This window comes from Rhizobium deserti (assembly GCF_004358025.1).
Lineage (GTDB): Bacteria > Pseudomonadota > Alphaproteobacteria > Rhizobiales > Rhizobiaceae > Neorhizobium > Neorhizobium deserti.
In genome coordinates, this window is record NZ_SMTL01000001.1 from 903,908 (window position 1) to 920,748 (window position 16,841).

22 protein-coding genes are annotated in these 16,841 nt (G+C 59.8%); 13 read left to right on the forward strand and 9 right to left on the reverse strand.

Annotated elements, in window-relative coordinates; translation table 11 throughout:
• Positions 1-144: 144 nt before the first annotated feature.
• Positions 145-306: a hypothetical protein gene (locus E2F50_RS23150; RefSeq protein ID WP_202615403.1), complete on the reverse strand. Its 162-nt coding sequence runs from the start codon at positions 304-306 to the stop codon at positions 145-147.
• Between the two features lie 185 nt (positions 307-491).
• Between E2F50_RS23150 and E2F50_RS04365 the strand changes: the two genes are divergently transcribed.
• The 3 genes from E2F50_RS04365 to rcdA all read left to right on the forward strand — a co-directional run bounded on the left by E2F50_RS04365 (position 492) and on the right by rcdA (position 2,911).
• Entirely contained in the window at positions 492-1,769 is a 1,278-nt protein-coding gene (locus tag E2F50_RS04365; protein ID WP_133314809.1) for an MFS transporter, read from the forward strand.
• The gene (locus E2F50_RS04370) at positions 1,769-1,960 is read left to right on the forward strand and encodes a DUF1192 domain-containing protein (RefSeq protein WP_133314810.1); all 192 of its coding nucleotides are present in this window, start codon (positions 1,769-1,771) and stop codon (positions 1,958-1,960) included. Before E2F50_RS04365 ends, E2F50_RS04370 begins: the two co-directional genes overlap by 1 nt.
• Positions 1,961-2,398: 438 nt before the next feature.
• Positions 2,399-2,911, forward strand: coding sequence for a protease adaptor protein RcdA (gene rcdA / locus E2F50_RS04375; protein WP_133314811.1), 513 nt, complete (start codon positions 2,399-2,401; stop codon positions 2,909-2,911).
• Between the two features lie 154 nt (positions 2,912-3,065).
• Here the strand turns inward: rcdA and rpmE are convergent, their stop codons facing one another.
• Positions 3,066-3,287, reverse strand: a complete 222-nt coding sequence (gene rpmE, locus E2F50_RS04380; RefSeq protein WP_133314812.1) for a 50S ribosomal protein L31 — start codon at positions 3,285-3,287, stop codon at positions 3,066-3,068.
• 185 nt (positions 3,288-3,472) lie between these two features.
• On the opposite strand from rpmE, the gene E2F50_RS04385 reads away from it, so the two are divergent.
• Together E2F50_RS04385 and E2F50_RS23295 are read left to right on the forward strand one after the other, a co-directional pair.
• Complete coding sequence (locus tag E2F50_RS04385) at positions 3,473-5,269, forward strand: ABC transporter transmembrane domain-containing protein (RefSeq protein ID WP_133314813.1); 1,797 nt, start codon at positions 3,473-3,475, stop codon at positions 5,267-5,269.
• A gap of 362 nt (positions 5,270-5,631) precedes the next feature.
• Positions 5,632-5,892 (forward strand): hypothetical protein, encoded by a 261-nt coding sequence (locus E2F50_RS23295; protein ID WP_210234586.1) that lies wholly within the window; start codon positions 5,632-5,634, stop codon positions 5,890-5,892.
• Positions 5,893-5,921: 29 nt separating this feature from the next.
• Here the strand turns inward: E2F50_RS23295 and E2F50_RS04390 are convergent, their stop codons facing one another.
• The 4 genes from E2F50_RS04390 to E2F50_RS04405 form a co-directional block, all read right to left on the reverse strand.
• Positions 5,922-6,140: a hypothetical protein gene (locus tag E2F50_RS04390; protein ID WP_133314814.1), complete on the reverse strand. Its 219-nt coding sequence runs from the start codon at positions 6,138-6,140 to the stop codon at positions 5,922-5,924.
• A 3-nt stretch (positions 6,141-6,143) separates the two neighbouring features.
• Positions 6,144-7,175, reverse strand: a complete 1,032-nt coding sequence (locus tag E2F50_RS04395) for a peptidoglycan -binding protein (RefSeq protein WP_133314815.1) — start codon at positions 7,173-7,175, stop codon at positions 6,144-6,146.
• Positions 7,176-7,178: 3 nt separating this feature from the next.
• Positions 7,179-8,228: a flagellar motor protein MotA gene (locus E2F50_RS04400; RefSeq protein WP_133314816.1), complete on the reverse strand. Its 1,050-nt coding sequence runs from the start codon at positions 8,226-8,228 to the stop codon at positions 7,179-7,181.
• Positions 8,229-8,356: 128 nt separating this feature from the next.
• Complete coding sequence (locus tag E2F50_RS04405; RefSeq protein ID WP_133314817.1) at positions 8,357-9,157, reverse strand: inositol monophosphatase family protein; 801 nt, start codon at positions 9,155-9,157, stop codon at positions 8,357-8,359.
• Positions 9,158-9,354: 197 nt separating this feature from the next.
• Between E2F50_RS04405 and E2F50_RS04410 the strand changes: the two genes are divergently transcribed.
• Positions 9,355-9,690, forward strand: coding sequence for a hypothetical protein (locus E2F50_RS04410; protein WP_133314818.1), 336 nt, complete (start codon positions 9,355-9,357; stop codon positions 9,688-9,690).
• A 22-nt stretch (positions 9,691-9,712) separates the two neighbouring features.
• On the opposite strand, the gene E2F50_RS04415 is transcribed toward E2F50_RS04410, so the two are convergent.
• A complete protein-coding gene (locus tag E2F50_RS04415; RefSeq protein WP_425375350.1) occupies positions 9,713-10,837 on the reverse strand; it encodes a tetratricopeptide repeat protein in 1,125 nt (374 codons plus the stop codon).
• Positions 10,837-11,487: a thiamine phosphate synthase gene (locus tag E2F50_RS04420; protein WP_133314819.1), complete on the reverse strand. Its 651-nt coding sequence runs from the start codon at positions 11,485-11,487 to the stop codon at positions 10,837-10,839. Before E2F50_RS04420 ends, E2F50_RS04415 begins: the two co-directional genes overlap by 1 nt.
• Before the next feature lie 113 nt (positions 11,488-11,600).
• Between E2F50_RS04420 and E2F50_RS04425 the strand changes: the two genes are divergently transcribed.
• Complete coding sequence (locus E2F50_RS04425; RefSeq protein WP_133314820.1) at positions 11,601-12,371, forward strand: sulfite exporter TauE/SafE family protein; 771 nt, start codon at positions 11,601-11,603, stop codon at positions 12,369-12,371.
• 208 nt (positions 12,372-12,579) lie between these two features.
• Here the strand turns inward: E2F50_RS04425 and E2F50_RS04430 are convergent, their stop codons facing one another.
• On the reverse strand, positions 12,580-12,756 hold the full coding sequence (locus tag E2F50_RS04430; protein ID WP_133314821.1) for a YdcH family protein: 177 nt from the start codon (positions 12,754-12,756) through the stop codon (positions 12,580-12,582).
• Positions 12,757-12,985: 229 nt separating this feature from the next.
• Here E2F50_RS04430 and E2F50_RS04435 point away from each other — a divergent pair, with 229 nt between their 5' ends.
• The 6 genes from E2F50_RS04435 to E2F50_RS04460 all read left to right on the forward strand — a co-directional run bounded on the left by E2F50_RS04435 (position 12,986) and on the right by E2F50_RS04460 (position 16,788).
• Positions 12,986-13,189 (forward strand): YdcH family protein, encoded by a 204-nt coding sequence (locus E2F50_RS04435; RefSeq protein WP_133314822.1) that lies wholly within the window; start codon positions 12,986-12,988, stop codon positions 13,187-13,189.
• Positions 13,190-13,198: 9 nt separating this feature from the next.
• Complete coding sequence (gene purE / locus E2F50_RS04440) at positions 13,199-13,699, forward strand: 5-(carboxyamino)imidazole ribonucleotide mutase (RefSeq protein WP_133314823.1); 501 nt, start codon at positions 13,199-13,201, stop codon at positions 13,697-13,699.
• Entirely contained in the window at positions 13,696-14,769 is a 1,074-nt protein-coding gene (locus E2F50_RS04445; RefSeq protein ID WP_133314824.1) for a 5-(carboxyamino)imidazole ribonucleotide synthase, read from the forward strand. The genes purE and E2F50_RS04445 overlap by 4 nt, the downstream gene beginning before the upstream one ends.
• Positions 14,770-14,901: 132 nt before the next feature.
• Positions 14,902-15,027 carry a type B 50S ribosomal protein L36 gene (gene ykgO / locus E2F50_RS04450; protein ID WP_112638909.1) on the forward strand — a complete coding sequence of 42 codons (126 nt, stop codon included), beginning with the start codon at positions 14,902-14,904 and terminating at the stop codon, positions 15,025-15,027.
• Positions 15,028-15,122: 95 nt separating this feature from the next.
• Complete coding sequence (locus E2F50_RS04455) at positions 15,123-15,731, forward strand: tetratricopeptide repeat protein (RefSeq protein ID WP_133314825.1); 609 nt, start codon at positions 15,123-15,125, stop codon at positions 15,729-15,731.
• A gap of 19 nt (positions 15,732-15,750) precedes the next feature.
• Entirely contained in the window at positions 15,751-16,788 is a 1,038-nt protein-coding gene (locus E2F50_RS04460; RefSeq protein WP_133315235.1) for an alpha/beta fold hydrolase, read from the forward strand.
• Positions 16,789-16,841: the final 53 nt, after the last annotated feature.

The window sequence follows — 16,841 nt, forward strand, 5'->3', positions numbered from 1 at the left end:
GATGACAATCATCACAAAGATCGGCTGGTTCCCAATCCATCGATTGGCATGCTGGTGTCACTGCCGCTGCCGCAGACCCGCCATGCCGATTGCCGCATCACCGGGGGCCGCGCTTTGGTAACGGGGGCCCGCTCCAATTCTAGCTTAGATTGCTTCCCGCAGAAGCAGGGCTATGGTCCAGATCGCGAAGGCGAGAAGCGCCAGCTTCCAGAAGTCCATGCGCCGCCGCAGGCCAGGCAGGCCGATCGGCCGAATGATCTGGATCAGCATAGCAAGCATGAGAAGGACCGAGATCAGCTTCGTCATGCAAGCATCGGCTTTCCTCGTCGCCACAGGCTGGACATTTTTGCGCTCCACCACAGATAGGTTGGGAGCGGATTCGATGTCCGAACTTCGCTCCCGCCTTCGTTAACGCCCAGACTGGTCGCGCGCAACCGCCGCGCTCCGGTCGGCATTGATCGCCTAAGCGGAGAGAGCTGACAGTATCCGATATGAGACGAAATCTCCTCCCCGTCCTCGCCCTTCTTTGTGGTACGCTCTTCCTCTTTCTCGGCAATGGCCTTCAGGGGCTTCTTCTGCCGGTCCGTGGGTCGATCGAAGGCTATTCCAACGAGATATTGGGCTTGCTCGGGACCACCTGGGCCTCCGGTTTCGTCGTTGGTTGTTTCGTTGCGCCGAATGTCGTGCGCCGTATCGGCCATGTGCGCGCCTTTTCGAGCTTTCTTGCCCTGATCTGCCTCAACGTGCTGTTGACCGGCCTGCTTGTCGACCAGACGGCCTGGCTGATCCTGCGCGCGATCACCGGCTTCTGCACCGCCGGCACGTCGATGATCATCGAAAGCTGGCTGAACGAGCGGGCCACCAGCGAGAGCCGCGGTACGATCTTTTCGCTCTATATTTCCATTACCCTGTTCGGCGTCGTCGGCGGCCAGTTGATGGTGCCCTTTGCCGATGTGTCAACGCCGACCTTGTTCATGATCGGCGGCATTCTCTACAGCATAGCAGCGCTGCCGACGACATTGTCGAAAGCCGCCTCTCCCCAGCCGCTGAAACGGGCTCGGCTCGATCTCAAGGGACTGTTCCGCAATTCACCGATTTCCTTTGTCGGCATCTTGCTGATCGGCATTGCCAACGGCGCCTACGGCACCCTTGGCGCCGTCTTTGCCACGCGTGCCGGTCTCGACCAAAGCTCGGTTGCGGCCATGGTCAGCATCACCATCTTTGCCGGTGCGCTGATGCAGTTTCCGGCCGGCCGGCTTTCCGACAAGATGGACCGCCGCTACGTGCTTGCGGGGCTCTCGGCCGCGGCTGCACTTGCCGGACTAGCGGTCGCCTTGATGAGACCGGCCGGCGTCTATGATATCGTGGTGCTGGTGGCGATCTACGGAGCAGCCGCCAATTCGCTTTATCCGATCGCCGTCGCGCATGCCAATGACTTCGCCGCGCCCGAGGACTTCGTCAAGGTTTCCGGCGGGCTGCTGCTGCTCTACGGCATCGGCACAATCATCGGTCCAAGCCTCGGGGGGCCGGTCATGAGCTGGGCCGGGCCCTACGCTCTGTTTGCGGTCACCGCAGCAGCTCACATCCTCATCACGGCCTATGCAATCGTCCGCAGCCGACAGCGGGCGCCGGTGCCGACCGGAGACCGCGAAGTCTATACGGCATCGCCTTCGGCCAATGGACCATTGTCGACACCGGAAAGCCTTTCACTCGATCCGCGGGCCCAGACCACGTCGACGACAACGGAAGGAAATCGGAAGGAAAACTGATGAGCCTGTTTGACAACGAGCAGCCGAAGAAACCCGCAGCCCATGAGATTGGGGCCGACCTGTCCTTGCTTTCCGTCGAAGAGCTTGGCGCGCGCGTGGAGTTGCTAAAGAGTGAGATCCTGCGCCTCGAAGCAGAGATGGAGAGAAAGGCGGCAGGTCGCCGTGCCGCCGACAGCCTGTTCCGATCATAGGTGGCTGGCTCCGACGAACAAGTAGATTCCAGCGTGGCCTTAAGCATATATTCATCATTAACAGAGAATATGAAGAGGTTCGGTTCTGCCGGACTCAGACAGGTTCACCTCTCGGCGATGGTCTGATTTCTCCCTGTTTTACCTTGAGAGCCGCCCTTCCGCGGCTCTTCTTTTTTGTCTTGCTCGCAGCAGTCACTCCCGCGAACTCCGCTCGCGCTGAACGCGCGTCTGCCGAATGGTCTTTACGAAGATTAATTTCTGTCCCAATCCAAGAAGATCGGGGATATTTACCGGTTCTTGTGGGTATTAACCTTTCCTTAAGAAACGCCTTGCGGATTTCCATTATAAGCATCACATTCAGGTCAGTTACGAGCGCGGCGGAACTTTTTGCCACTGTCGCCATTGCCTTGTTATGAATGCGTTAGCAGGAAGATCTCCATGTCGGATCAAGGATTGAATACTGTCAGTTTCGCAGGCCGCGCTGCCAGCTCTTCGCAGTTCAAGGGGCTTTACACGGAAGGCATGGCGCTTGTCGAAGAGACCGCAGGTTATCTCGACGGTCCCGGACGCACAGCCTCGAAGGTTCTGCCCCGCATGGCATCCGTGCTTTATGCGGCTGAGTCCATGCGGCTGACGACCCGCCTGATGCAGATGGCTTCCTGGCTCCTGCTGCAACGCGCTGTTAACAACGGCGAAATGAGCCGCGACCAGGTGCTTTCCGAAAAGAGCAAGGTTCGCCTCGACGGCTTCAACGTGGATCGCAGCGCGCCGGGCTGGTTCGATCTGCCGGAAAGCTTCCGCGATCTCGTCGAACGCTCGCTGCGCCTGCAGAACCGCATCGCGCTCCTCGACCGCGAGATTTATCGCCCAAGCGAACCGGCAGTCGTGCCCGACAACGAAAACAGCGTGCGCGCCCAGTTGAGCCTGCTGCGCACGGCTTTCAGCAACTAGTCGCACACAAACAGACGCGGATATGAAAAAGGCAGGCCTCGCGCCTGCCTTTTTGTTTGTGCGCTGATCCTGCAATGCCGCATCCCGCCATGAGCGAAGGCAATAAAAAAGCCCGGCTTTCGCCAGGCTTTTAATAACAAAATCCAGAAGCGGATTAGAGGCCGAGGCCGCCGAAGCGCTTGTTGAACTTAGAAACGCGACCGCCACGGTCCATGAGTTGCTGGTTGCCGCCCGTCCAAGCTGGGTGCGACTTAGGGTCGATTTCTAGGTTCATGGTCTGGCCTTCCGAACCCCAGGTGGACCGGGTTTCGTATTCGGTACCATCGGTCATGACGACCTTGATTACGTGGTATTCAGGATGAATGCTGGCCTTCATGTCGATATTCCTGCTCTGCGAGGTTCATTTGTCGCGATCGCGAGCGAGAACCCTCTTTAATAAACGAAGCCGCAGACCCGTCCGGCCACGGCTTCCCAATTGGATGCGGAGCCTATACAGGAAGGTCGGTGTGAGTACAAGTCCCCGTGCAGCCCAGAATGCACCGCCAGGACTATGGAGATGGAATGGCTGAAGCCGGAGAAACGTCGCCGAAGAGTGCAACTTTAAGGCCGCTTGCAAGGCTCCTTCCCTACCTTTCGCGCTACAGGCCGATGGTTGCCGCCGCAACCTTTTTTCTGATCCTGGCGGCGGCGGCAACACTCGCTCTCCCGCTGGCCGTGCGCCGCATGGTCGACCACGGCTTTGCTTCCTCGGATGGCCGGTTCATCAACAACTACTTTGCCATGCTGCTGGTTCTCTGCGCCCTGCTCGCGATTGCCAGCGCCATGCGCTACTATTACGTGATCACCATCGGCGAGCGGGTGGTTGCGGACCTTCGGCGAGAGGTTTTCGCCCATGTGACGCGGCTGTCGCCCTCCTTCTTCGACGTCAACCAGTCCGGCGAAATCGTCTCGCGGCTTACTGCCGACACGACCCAGATCAAGTCCGCCTTCGGATCCGCCGCCTCTCAGGCGCTGCGCAACACCATCCTTTGTCTCGGGGCAATGGGCATGATGATCTATACCAGCGGACAGCTCTCCGCGCTGGTGCTGGGGGCCATCCCGCTGATCGTCTTCCCGCTCGTCGGGTTTGGCCGCTCTGTCCGCAAGCGCTCGCGTGCGGCGCAGGATACGCTGGCCCAGAGTTCCGCTTATGCCGCCGAGACGATCGGAGCAACGCGCACGGTTCAGGCCTTTACCGGGGAAGCGGCCGCCGCCCACCGCTATGGCCATGCCATTGAAAGCGCCTATGATGCCGCCGGCAAGGCGATCCGAGCGCGGGCGCTGCTGACCGGCTTCGGCATCCTGCTGATCTTCGGCAGCATTGTCGGGGTGCTTTGGTATGGGGCGCAAAACGTCCTGTCGGGCGATATGACAGCCGGCACGCTGGGGCAGTTCGTACTTTACGCGGTGATCGCAGCGAGCTCTCTCGGCACTTTGTCCGAAGTCTGGGGAGAGTTGTCCGCCGCCGGGGGGGCTGCGGAGCGGCTGACGGAACTGCTTCAGGAGGTTCCGGCGATCAGAGATCCAGAGTATCCGACTCCGCTTCCCGTTCCGCCGCTCGGCCATGTGGAATTCGCAACCGTATCCTTCGCCTATCCCGCCCGTGTCAGCGCAATTACCCTGAACGCTCTCTCCTTCACGATCAAGCCAGGTGAGACCGTTGCCATTGTTGGCCCGTCGGGCGCCGGCAAGAGCACCTTATTCTCGCTCCTGATGCGCTTTTACGATCCCACTTCAGGTGCCATCACGCTGGACGGGATAGATCTGCGACAGGTTCGGCTTGCCGATTTGCGCAGCAGGTTTGCCATCGTGCCGCAGGATGTCAGCATCTTCGCCGCCTCCATCCACGATAACATTGCCTTCGGCGTGCCAGAGGCAAGCAGGGAAGCCGTGCGCAGGGCGGCCATTGCGGCGCAGGCCGACGAGTTCATCTCGCAGCTCGACAATGGCTACGACACGATGGCGGGTGAACGCGGCATCACCCTGTCGGGCGGCCAGCGCCAGAGAATCGCTATCGCCCGCGCCATCCTTAAGGACGCGCCCGTGCTACTCCTCGACGAAGCAACCTCGGCACTCGATGCGGAAAGCGAGACATTGGTCCAAAAGGCTCTTGACGGCCTGATGCAGGACCGCACCACCCTGGTCATTGCCCATAGGCTGGCGACTGTATTGAAGGCAGACCGCATCTTGGTCATGGACAATGGCACGATTGTCGAGGAAGGCACCCATCAGAGCCTGATTGCCGAGGGCGGACTTTATGCCCGGCTGGCACGCCTGCAGTTCCACGATCTCGAGCGTGAAAGAGCAACGGCACTATAGATCCAGCCGCTTTGTAAGAAGAACGGGGCTCGACAGTCGTGATTTGCACGCCTGCGCTGTATTGTCTGGAACCAGAAGACGACAAAAGCATTCTCTCATTCACCGGCGAAGCAAACCAGCGCAACCGATGGAATGAAACGCAGAGCAATCTTTTGATGGCCTATGTGCTTCTCAGGGTTTGCCAAATGTCGGTCAGGCGACCTCTGAACACTGCTTTAAAGCATCAGAAACGAACACATATTAGTAAGCTCTGCATAAGCTTGGCAATGTAAACCTCTATTATCGAGGTTGCTTTCTTCTGAGCCGGATGCCGCGATGAACACAACAATAGGCGGACCGGCCAGCAAAGTGGGAATGCTTTCATGCTTCACCGAAACGAGTTTCCATCCACAGTTCCCCTGAAATCTGACGACCTGGAGTTGCTGCAAAGATTTCTGGAGGCTTGGTGCGAAGAAAACCATGTCGACATGAACAACGAAGCTGCTGTGAACGTGGCCTCGGCCTTGATCGACTGGTACCAGTTCGAACTCAGCGACAGAAACATGCTGAAGCCCCAGCCGAGCAAGATATTGCCCGACTCGCCCAGGCTGCAGCTCCTCCTTCAACAATTGAAGGAAGTCTAATTCCGGAGCGCTCCCCGCGTCTGCACCGCTTATTTGCAGGACTTGAAAGTCCACTTCACGACATAGTCGCCATTGCGCTTGGTTTTCATCTTGGTGTGCACCTGAACAGGCGCGCCCAGTATCTTCTCAGCATCTTCGAAAGCCTGACGCGCCTCTGCCATTGCCTTGTGATAAGCGCTGTTGTCGCGCTTTGGGCTTTCCGCCACCGCTTTGACCAGCGCGTCCATATCTCCCTTGTCGCCAGCCATGGCCTATCGCTCGGTCAGCTTGAGCTCGATGCGCCGGTTCTGATTGCGGGCATCCTGCGTGTCTCCCGGCGCGATCGGCTGGAATTCGCCAAAGCCGGCGGCCACAAGACGATTGGCAGGCACGCCTCGAGAAATCAGATATTTCACCACCGAGGTGGCACGTGCCGAGGATAGCTCCCAGTTGTCGCGATAGCGACCACTGCCCGACAGCGGAGAATTATCCGTATGTCCGTCAACGCGCAGAACCCAGTTGATTTCCGCGGGTATTTCCTTGGCAAGTTCAAGGAGAGCCGCGGCGAGCTTGTCCATTTCAACGCGGCCGGCATCATCAAGCTCGTTGCCGCCCACGGGGAACAGCACTTCCGACTGGAAAACGAAGCGGTCCCCGACGATGCGGATATTCTCGCGGTCGGAAAGAATTTCCCGCAAACGGCCAAAGAAGTCCGAACGATAGCGGTTGAGTTCCTGCACCCGCTGCGCAAGCGCAACGTTCAGCCGCCGGCCGAGGTCGGCAATCTGCGTCTGCGAGGAGGCATCCTTCGCCTCCGAAGCCTGCAACGCCTGTTCGACAGCGGCAATCTGCGCCCTTAGAGCGGCAATTTGCTGGTTCAGCAGCTCGATCTGGCTCATGGCCCGTGCCGTGACCTGCTGCTCCTGATTGAGCTGGCCGGTCAGCTCGCCGATGCGGGCATTTGCTGCGTTGCTGCTGCCGGTTCCCTGGCTCAGCAATTGCTGCAGCCGCGACCGCTCGCCTTCCGTCGTCGCAAGCGACGTCTGGAGATTGGCGAGTTGGTCTTCCATATCCTGATTATTACCCTTTTCCAGAGCCAGAAGCTGGGTCAGTTCGGCAATCTGGCTGTTGAGCCGGTTCAAGACCTCGTCGCGCCCGGTGATCTCCCGGCTCAGCAGAAACTGCGCCAGCACAAAGACTGTGAGCAGAAACATGATGGCCATCAACAGCGTGGAAAGCGCGTCCACGAAGCCCGGCCAGAAGTCGACAGTTCGCTCCCGGCGTCGATTTCTGCCAAGCGCCATCGATTATTTGCTCCCGATCTTGTCGGAAAGGCGATCCAGGGTGCGGCGCATGGCCTTCGATTCTTCCTGCTGCGCCTCGATCCAGTCGCGCAGCATCTGCTGCTCGTTGCGCATGTTCTTGACCAGGCCCTGAATGCCCTCGGCGAGGTTCGCCATGGCGGCGAGCGACCGTTCGTTCTGCGCGCCGTCCGGCGCCCTGAACTGGGTGCTCGCGATGTTGCGCAATTCCTCCGTCAAGGCGCGGATCTCTTTCGACGAGCCGCCGCTCGCCAACGTCTCGCCGCCGATCGGCATATCGGAACCGAGATCGGTGACGGAAGACAGCCAGTTTTCGAGTTCGGTATAAAAGCGGTTCTGCGCGCGGCCCGCCTGAAGGTCGAGGAAGCCGAGGATCAGCGAGCCGGACAATCCCAGCAGCGATGACGAAAACGCGGTCCCCATGCCGGCCAGCGGCTGAGCGAGACCAGTCTTGATCGCGGCAAGAACATCGTTGGAACCGCCGGAACCCGGATCGAGCGCGCCGATGACGTTGCTGATCGAGCCGATCGTCTCAATCAGGCCCCAGAACGTGCCAAGCAGACCGAGGAAGACCAGTAGCCCGATCAAGTAGCGCGACGTGTCGCGCGCCTCGTCAAGCCGCGTACCGATCGAATCGAGGATGGAGCGGAAGGCATTGGTCGACAGTGCCATCTTGCGGCGGCTGCCGATAAGGGTCCGCATCGGCGCCAGAAGTCGAGGCTCGCGCCCGACCTTGTCGGCGCTGCCCGCAGCCCGGAAGGAATTGAACCAGCGCACCTCCGGCATGAGGCCGATCACCTGCATGAAAACAAGCACGACGCCGATCAGCAGGACGCCGAGGATAAGCCCGTTAAGGCCGGGATTGGTTTGAAAGGCATGGGCAGCCTGCCTGTAGAGGATGGCGGCGACGAAGCCGACGATGATCAGGAAGATGACCATCGTCCAGATAAAGGAAGCAGGGCTGGAAAGCTTGTAGGGATAGCCGCTGCGGTTTGTTTCAGACTCATCCAAATCATCCACTTTCGCATTCGCCATAATATGCCTTGCCTCCGGTATGCTTTTGCGCCGGAGGCTAGTGGAAAAATGAGACGAATTGAAGTGCCGAAACGGCGGAAAAACCGCCCGCTGTCAGCCTGTACACTCTGCTTTCGGCGAAAAGCTTCTCAGCGGCCCGGAACCGGGCGAGTAGCGGCTTCGAGCAGCGCCTTCTGGATAAGCTCGTTGCCGGCGACAATACTGCCGCTTTGCAGGATGTCGGTCGTGCCATTCATATCGCTGACAAACCCGCCGGCTTCCCGGATGAGGATAAGACCCGCAGCCATATCCCAGGGCGAAAGCTCGGTTTCCCAGAAACCGTCAAGGCGTCCGGCTGCCACATAGGCCAGATCCAGCGCAGCGGCGCCGAAGCGGCGCACGCCAGCCACTTCGCCCATGACATGCCGGAGCTCGACAAGGAACTTGCCGTGATTGCCGCGGCCGAGATGTGGTGCGCCGCAGCCGATCACGCAATCCGACAGGACGCGACGGGCAGCCACACGGATGCGGCGGTCGTTCATGAAGGCGCCGCCGCCCTTTTCGGCCGTGAAAAGTTCATCGGTCGCCGGGTTGAAGATGACGCCTGCCACCATTTCGCCGTTGCGCTCCAACGCGATGGATACGGCAAACTGCGGGATGCCGTGCAGGAAATTGGTGGTCCCATCCAGCGGATCGACGATCCAGCGATGGGCGCCGTCCGTGCCCTTCTCCTCTTCGCTTTCCTCACCAAGGAAACCATAGGTCGGGCGCGCCTTCATCAGCTCGTCGTGGACGATCTTTTCGGCCTTCAGATCGGCCTGAGACACGAAGTCGCTCGGACCTTTGACGGAAACCTGGAGGTTCTGCACCTCTCCAAAGTCTCTGGCGAGCGACTTTCCTGCCTTCAGGGCAGCCTGAACCATGACATTGAGAAGAGCAGAGCGGGCCATGCGGGAAATCCTTCGGATTGTCCCATTTTCACCTGAACGGGACGACGTGTGACGTGCAATTTCGTGATTGGCGGGTTCAAGACCATAAAACCGGCAAAAATTCAAGTCGTTCGGAGAAAGGCGCAGATCGCCATTGTTATTGCGCCACGGCTTTGCGAGAAGCGGATAAAGACAAGCAGAACCCGGAGACGCCCTAGATGAGGATCGCCCTGCCGCTGATCGTGAGCCTTGGCATGTTCACCACCATGACGTCGCTCTCGCTCGGGATCGGCTCGATGCTGCCAGCCGAAATGGGCATTCCCCTGCCTTTTGGCTTCGGTGGAGAACCTGCTTCCAAGACTGTCCTCCTGGCGATCATGCCGTTTGCGATCCTGATCGCAACGGCCGTTTTTGCACTTATTTGCAAGAACATCGGAACAACAGCACGGCATCCGGAGCGCTACATCATTCTCTGGCTGGCCGTCATTCTCCTTCTGTCCGTCGGCCACGGCCTGGTCATCCGCAGCGCCTTGATGTCGCTTGGGAGCACTTGACGCTCGCTACCAGAACAGGCGATCAACTGCGGCGGAACTTGTTGGCCGCTTCGATCGCTTGCCTCTGCTGTTCGTCGTTGATGCCGAGGTAGAAATCCTCAAGTTCCGGATCCTGCAGACCGGCCCGCCGTGACAGGACATACCACTTGGCCGCCTCGACTGGATCGGGACGCGTTCCGAGGGCATCGATGTAAAGGTGGGAGAGCTTGTTCTGGGCTACGACATTGCCGCGATGCGCGGCAATCCTCAGCCAATCGAAGCCGCGTTCGTAGTCCTTCTCGCCGCCGACACCATTGACGAGCCAGACGCCCATGTCGAGCTGCGCCGTGTCGAAGCCTGCCTTGGCGGCACGCTCCAGCCATTGCCGGGCCATCGACTTCTTTTGTGCCGGAAGATTCTTCATTACTACGTAAAGCTGAGCCACCGCGTATTGCGCATCGGCGACGCCCTGTTCAGCCGCCTTTTCGTAGAAGGGCAGCGCGAGTTGAAGCCCTCTCTCACCGGGATTGTCGGAAATCAGGATCTGCGCCCAGTTGAACTGCGCAGAAGAATTGCCCGCTTCCGCGGCCCGCCGCATGTAGTCGTCCGCCTTCTTCTTATCGGCGGGCACATCCCGGCCGGTCATCAGAAGCAGCGCATACTGGAACATTCCAGCAGGATCGCCTCGTTCTGCCGCCTGTCCGTACCAGAAGGCTGCTGTTTTGGCGTCACGCTTGATGCCGAGACCCTTGGTCATCATTTCGGCCACCAGGGTTTGGGCAGCCGCATCCCCGGCGCTCGCCCGCTGCAAGGCCTTGCCGAGCGCCGTGACGTAAAGGCCCCGCTGATAAGCTCCGAAGGCCTCGTCGACAGGTCCTGTATAAGGCTTTTCGGCAGGCAACGGAGGTAGCCCTGCCCCCATTCGCTGGTAGAGCTCCACGCCGCCGGAGGGCACAATGCCATCGGGTTGATCCGCGTTCGACATGCCGCCTGCGTCAGGCGCTACAGGTCTTGTCATCACTTGGCGAGAGGACGGTTCCGGCGGCTCAGCCTGCGGCTGCTGCGATTGCGCTTGGGCAATGGCGGGCAAGACTGCGCCAACAGCCAGTGCGGCGATGAACAGAAAGGCGGTTTTATAAGCGTGACGGTTCCATGGCATGGATACCATCAAGCCTCAAACCGTGGCGCTTTTTCGTCGAGGATCGCATTGATCTGCCGGACCGCTTCGGCCGCGCCTTCCGGATGAGCAAAGACCGCGGACCGCATAGCGACAAATTCGGCGCCTGTCTCGGCGACAGCCAGAGCAGATGCCGCATCCGTGCCGCCCAAGACCACGCAAGGGATCTCGATCATCGAGGCCCACCATTCCGCCAGCGCTAGGTTCTTCGGATGCGCCTCCGGCTTGATGTCGCCATCCAGCTTGCCGAAGAAAATATAGTCGGGCCGCATCTCGCCGATTTCCAGCGCCGTATGCCGCTCGGCCCCACCGCCGGAGCCGACAATGAATTTCGGTGTGAACTTCTCGATGGTTTCCTTCAGTTCCGAGACTGCCGTCACATGCAGACCGTCGGCTTTGACGCGTCCGGCAACCCGGCTATCGCCTGCAATGATCGCAGCGGCACCCGCCGCCTGGATTTCGGGCACGAGTGCTTCGCACCGCTGCTGAAAAGCCTGATCGTCCTGACCGTATTGGGGAATGATAACGGAAGCCACGTCGCCGGTGGCCAATGCCTCCTGCAACTGCGTTTCGATCGCCTTGGCGTTCTCGCTTTCCGGCAGGACCAGGACGAGGCGGCAACGGTCTTCCTGTAATGTCATATTGCTTCCCATGCGGCGACGGCGGTTTGAGGCAATCCGTGCTCGTCTTCTCTTCCCAAGTTCGATAGACCGGAAGGATACGAGGATCAACAGCCGAAGCGGCCGAACTGCTCATGCCCGATACGCTTACTCTTGCTTTTTTCGCTGCCGCCATTCCTGCCGTGATGCTCGTGGGCCTGTCCAAGGGAGGGATAGGCGGTGCGATCGGCCTCCTCGGCGTACCACTGATGTCACTTGCGGTAGATCCCGTCCGGGCCGCCGCCATTTTCCTGCCGATCCTGATCCTCATGGATCTCGTGGCGCTATGGTCCTGGCGCAATCACAATGACGCCAAGACCCTGCTGATGATCCTGCCCGGAGGGGTGATCGGCATAGCGCTCGGCTGGGCGACGTCGGCCTATGTCTCCGACAATGCCCTTCGACTGGTCATCGCGACCGCCACCATCCTCTTTACCCTGCGCTATTTCTGGCAAGTCTATGGCCCTCATTCAAACCGGCCGGTCGTCGCCTTGCCGCACCGCCCTGCCGCCGCGACCTTCTGGGGCGCGCTTTCCGGCTATGCCAGTTTCGTCGCGCATGCGGGAGGGCCGCCCTTCCAGATTTACGTCCTGCCGATGCGGCTCGACCCCAAATCCTACACCGGCGCCAGCATAAGGTTTTTCGCTATCGTCAATGCTGTGAAGGTTATCCCTTACTTCCTCCTCGGTGCACTCGATCGCGAAAACCTGACGATCTCGGCGACGCTTCTGCCGGTCGCCCTGGTCTCGACCATGGCTGGCGCGGCAGTGGTCAAGCACCTCAGGGCGGAGACCTTCTACCCGATGACATATGGGCTTGCACTGCTTGCAGGTCTGAAGCTTCTTTGGGACGGTTTGCCGATCTAAACGAAGAGGTGAACAAGGCAGTCGGTCGGCCACAGCTGCCGCAAGCGACATTCGGCACAGGCAGAACATGCCTAGTGGGAATGGCTTCTGGCCGTGATCCTTGCGAACCACGACCAGAATCTTGTCTTGGGATTATTTGTGCCGCTTATTAGAAATGCCTCTTACTGATCATGACGTGAGGCGGCGGCGGGCTCTCCTATGTTGAGAACTAGTGACGCGTAGAGGCTTTCAGGCGTTGCAGCTCATCCTTGAGACGCAACTTGCGGCGCTTGATTTCAGCGATCTCGCGATCATCGGAAGAGGGAGACGCAAGAATGGACTGGAGCTCCTCCTCAAGAGCGACGTGCTTCTTTTCAAGCGATGCGATATGAGCCTGGACGGTCATGTGGCATGTTCCTTCCTTGAACACCTGCCCCGGCTGTTCCCTTAGCCGAGGCTTCAGGTTTGCAACAGAAGTGTGACACGATTGATCCGCTTTGTCGAAGGACAAATCGTGGTTTCAAAGAGGCAAATTCATGACCTTGTCTAACTAGCCGTTAACGCGGTTTGATGGTAGGAGCTTGCCAAACACGCCGGCGACCTTCAAAAGCCGGAGGAGACATGGGGACTAGTGAATGCCTGATCAGGAGAAGGCGGATATCCGGCTTGCGCTTGCAAAACTGCGGCAGGAGCACGAGGATTATGACGCTGCGATCAATGCCATGATCCAGGTCGGCTGCGATGCCCTGCGCGTCCAGCGGATGAAAAAGAAGAAGCTGGCTCTCAAGGACAGGATGACCCAGATCGAGGACCAGATCGTCCCGGACATCATCGCCTAGGAGGAAGCCATGCTGGCCGAACGACCCGCCGTCGCCATTATCATGGGCAGCCAGTCCGACTGGGAAACGATGAAGAACGCCGCCGATACGCTCGAGGCGCTCGATATCGGCTATGAAGCCCGCATCATTTCCGCGCATCGCACGCCGGACCGGCTGGTGAGCTTTGCGAAAGGCGCGCGCGACGAAGGTTTTCAGGTGATTATTGCGGGTGCCGGTGGCGCCGCCCACCTGCCGGGCATGACCGCCTCCATGACGGCGCTCCCCGTTTTCGGCGTGCCAGTTCAGTCAAAGACACTCTCGGGGCAGGACAGTCTCCTGTCGATCGTGCAGATGCCGGCCGGAATTCCGGTTGGGACGCTGGCGATCGGAAGGGCCGGCGCCGTCAACGCAGCATTGCTTGCGGCCGCCGTTCTGGCGCTGCATGACGAGGAGATCGCTGATCGCCTCGACGAATGGCGGGCCCGCCAAAGCGCGTCCGTGGCCGATTATCCGATCGACGAGGCACCATGACCATCCGCACGATCGGCATTATTGGCGGCGGCCAACTCGGCCGAATGCTGGCCATGGCCGCAGCGCGGCTGAATTTCCGGACCGTGATTCTCGAGCCACAAACGGATTGTCCCGCCGCGCAGGTCGCCAATCAGCAGATCGTCGCGGCCTATGACGATCCGGCAGCCCTTACCCAGATGGCCGACCTATGCGACGTCATCACCTACGAGTTCGAGAACGTTCCCGTAGCCGCAGCCGAGTATCTGCAGCGCTCGCTGCCGGTCTACCCGCCTGCCAAGGCGCTGGACGTGGCGCAGGATCGGTTGACGGAAAAGCGTTTCCTCAATTCCTGCGGAATCGAAACGGCGAAATTCCACCCGGTCGACAATCAGGTAGACCTGGAAAAAGCGCTTGCCGATTTCGGCGGCCAAGGCGTCCTCAAGACCCGTAGGCTTGGCTATGACGGCAAGGGACAGCGCGTTTTCCGCACCGCGCAGGACGATGCGGCCGGCACATACGAAGCCTTCGGCAGCGTGCCGCTGATTCTCGAGAGCCTGGTCTCGTTCGAGCGCGAAGTCTCGATCATTGCTGCGCGCGCAGCGGACGGTACTATCGCCTGCTACGATCCGGCCGAAAACGTCCATCGGGACGGCATCTTGCACACCTCCACCCTGCCCGCGCGACTCAGCGACAGGGCCGCCGACATGGCCCGCGAAGCGGCCGAGCGGCTTCTGGCAGCGTTGGATTACGTCGGCGTCATCGGCATGGAATTCTTTCTCATGGCCGACAACGAGCTTATCGCTAATGAAATTGCTCCTCGTGTCCACAATTCCGGCCATTGGACGGAGGCGGCCTGTGTGGTTTCGCAGTTCGAGCAGCATATCCGTGCCGTCACCGGTCTTGCACTGGGAAGCCCCGCCCGTCATTCCGATTGCGTTATGACCAACCTGATCGGCGACGACATTCTGGACCTGCCGACTTGGTTGTCCAGGAAAGACGTGCTGGCTCATCTTTACGGCAAGACGGAAGCAAGGCCAGGCCGCAAAATGGGCCATGTTACCCAGCTTATAGGCTCGAAAACCTCGTCATAAGGTTGACATGAGCCGAGGCTCGGGTTATCTGCCTCGCCAACTTGAGAGCGCGCTCCTCTTGCACAAACAGGCGGCGCGCTTTTGATTGATAACAGGCGGCTTTCCAAGCCCACAGATTGCTGGACCGGAAAAATGAAGATCAAGAACTCGCTCAAGGCGCTTATGACCCGTCACCGCGACAACCGTCTGGTTCGCCGCAAGGGCCGCGTTTACATCATCAACAAGATGAACCCGCGCTTCAAGGCTCGTCAGGGCTGATATGGCTTCGGCTCCGGTTTGACCGAGCCGATCAATTTATTGCCAGGGCGATAAATCGGGTTTGATATTGAGCGCATGCGGATTACCTTATCCGCATGCGCTATTTTCGTTTGATCCCTATCGCCCTGACCGCAGCACTATCCTGCAGCTCTGTTCTCGCCCAGGTTCCTGAGCAGCCTCCGGCAGGCGGCTCCACCGTCGCGGCTGCAGCACCGATGGCTGCCACCAAACCGGTAGACCCCTTGTTTGAAGCGCTGAAGCGTGAACGGGATCCGCAGAAGGCGCGGGGCATAGCCAGCCAGATTTTCTCCGACCTCAATGATTCGGGCAGCGCTACGGTCAATCTGCTGATGCAGTGGGCGACCACCGCCATGAAGGAAAAGCGCAATGGCGCTGCGCTCGACTTCCTCGATCAGGTCATCGTGCTGGATCCCGCCTATCCGGAAGGCTGGCAGCGCCGGGCGACGCTCCACTATACGATGGGTGAGACTCGCAAATCCATGGCGGATATTTCCGAGGTCCTGCGCCGCGAACCCCGACATCTGGGTGCCCTGGCTGGTATGGCTGGCATTCTAACCGAAGCGGGAAAGGACGAGCTCGCCCTCAAGGCGTGGGAGCGTTACTTGGAAGTCTACCCGGCCGATCGGGATGCGCAGGAAGCAGTCACCAAGCTCACCGAGAAGATCGCAGGCAGCCGGACTTGAGCGAGTCGCCCCTCCCATGATGCTCCTGCCCATCGCAGCCATGGGCGTTGTCGCCGGCACCTATGGCTTCACCGCCTGGAAGGCCCGGACGATCGAAGCCTCCTTTCCCAATATCGGCGAACTGACGGATGTCGGCGGGTTCAGGATGAACAGCCTGCATCTGCCGGCAGGTCCCGGTGCCGATCTGCCGCCCTTAGTTTTTATCCATGGCGCCAGCGGAAATCTGCGCGATCAGGAGACCGCCTTTCGCAAGGCACTCGAAGGCAGGGGCGAACTGCTGTTCGTCGACCGACCTGGCCACGGCTATTCCGAACGCGGCGGCCCTGACAACGATCATCCGGACGGGCAGGCCTCCGCCATCGCCAGATTGATGGACAAGCGCGGCATGGAGAAAGCCATCATCGTCGGGCACTCCTTCGGTGGCGCGATCGCTGCAAGCTTTGCGCTTTATCATCCGGAGAAGACCTTAGGTCTGCTGCTGATGGCACCGGCCACGCATCCCTGGCCCGGAACGATTGGCTGGTATTACAAGCTGACATCGCGACCGCTGCTCGGCTGGCTGTTCAGCCACCTGCTGTCGCTGCCGGCCGGCCTGGTGCTGATGGACAAGGCGATCGATGCGGTTTTCCACCCTAACCCTCGGCCGCCGACCTATCTCATAGACGGTGCACCGGCTCTGGTACTGCGGCCGAAGAATTTCCGCGCGAATGCGATCGATGTCGCCAATCTCAACAGCTATGTCAGGCGCGTTTCTCCACATTACCGCGAGATCGAAGCGCCGACGGTGATCATCACCGGCGATAGCGATGCGATCGTTGCCGAAGAGATCCATTCGCGCGGCCTCGCCCGCGATATTGCGGGCTCCGAACTGGTTGTCATCCGCAATCTCGGCCACAAGCCGGACTATGTGGCAACCGATGTGGCGATCGCTGCGATCGAGAAGCTTGGCGGCCATGAGCGCGACCTTGATATCGCGGCAAGACGCGCAGAACGAAGGCTGGCAGCCACCGAAGACCATGCAGCACCTGAGCTCGACCTGTCGATCGAGAAAGCCTGAACAAGCAAAAGCCGCCGGATTACCGACGGCTCGAATCGCTGAGCAGATTATGG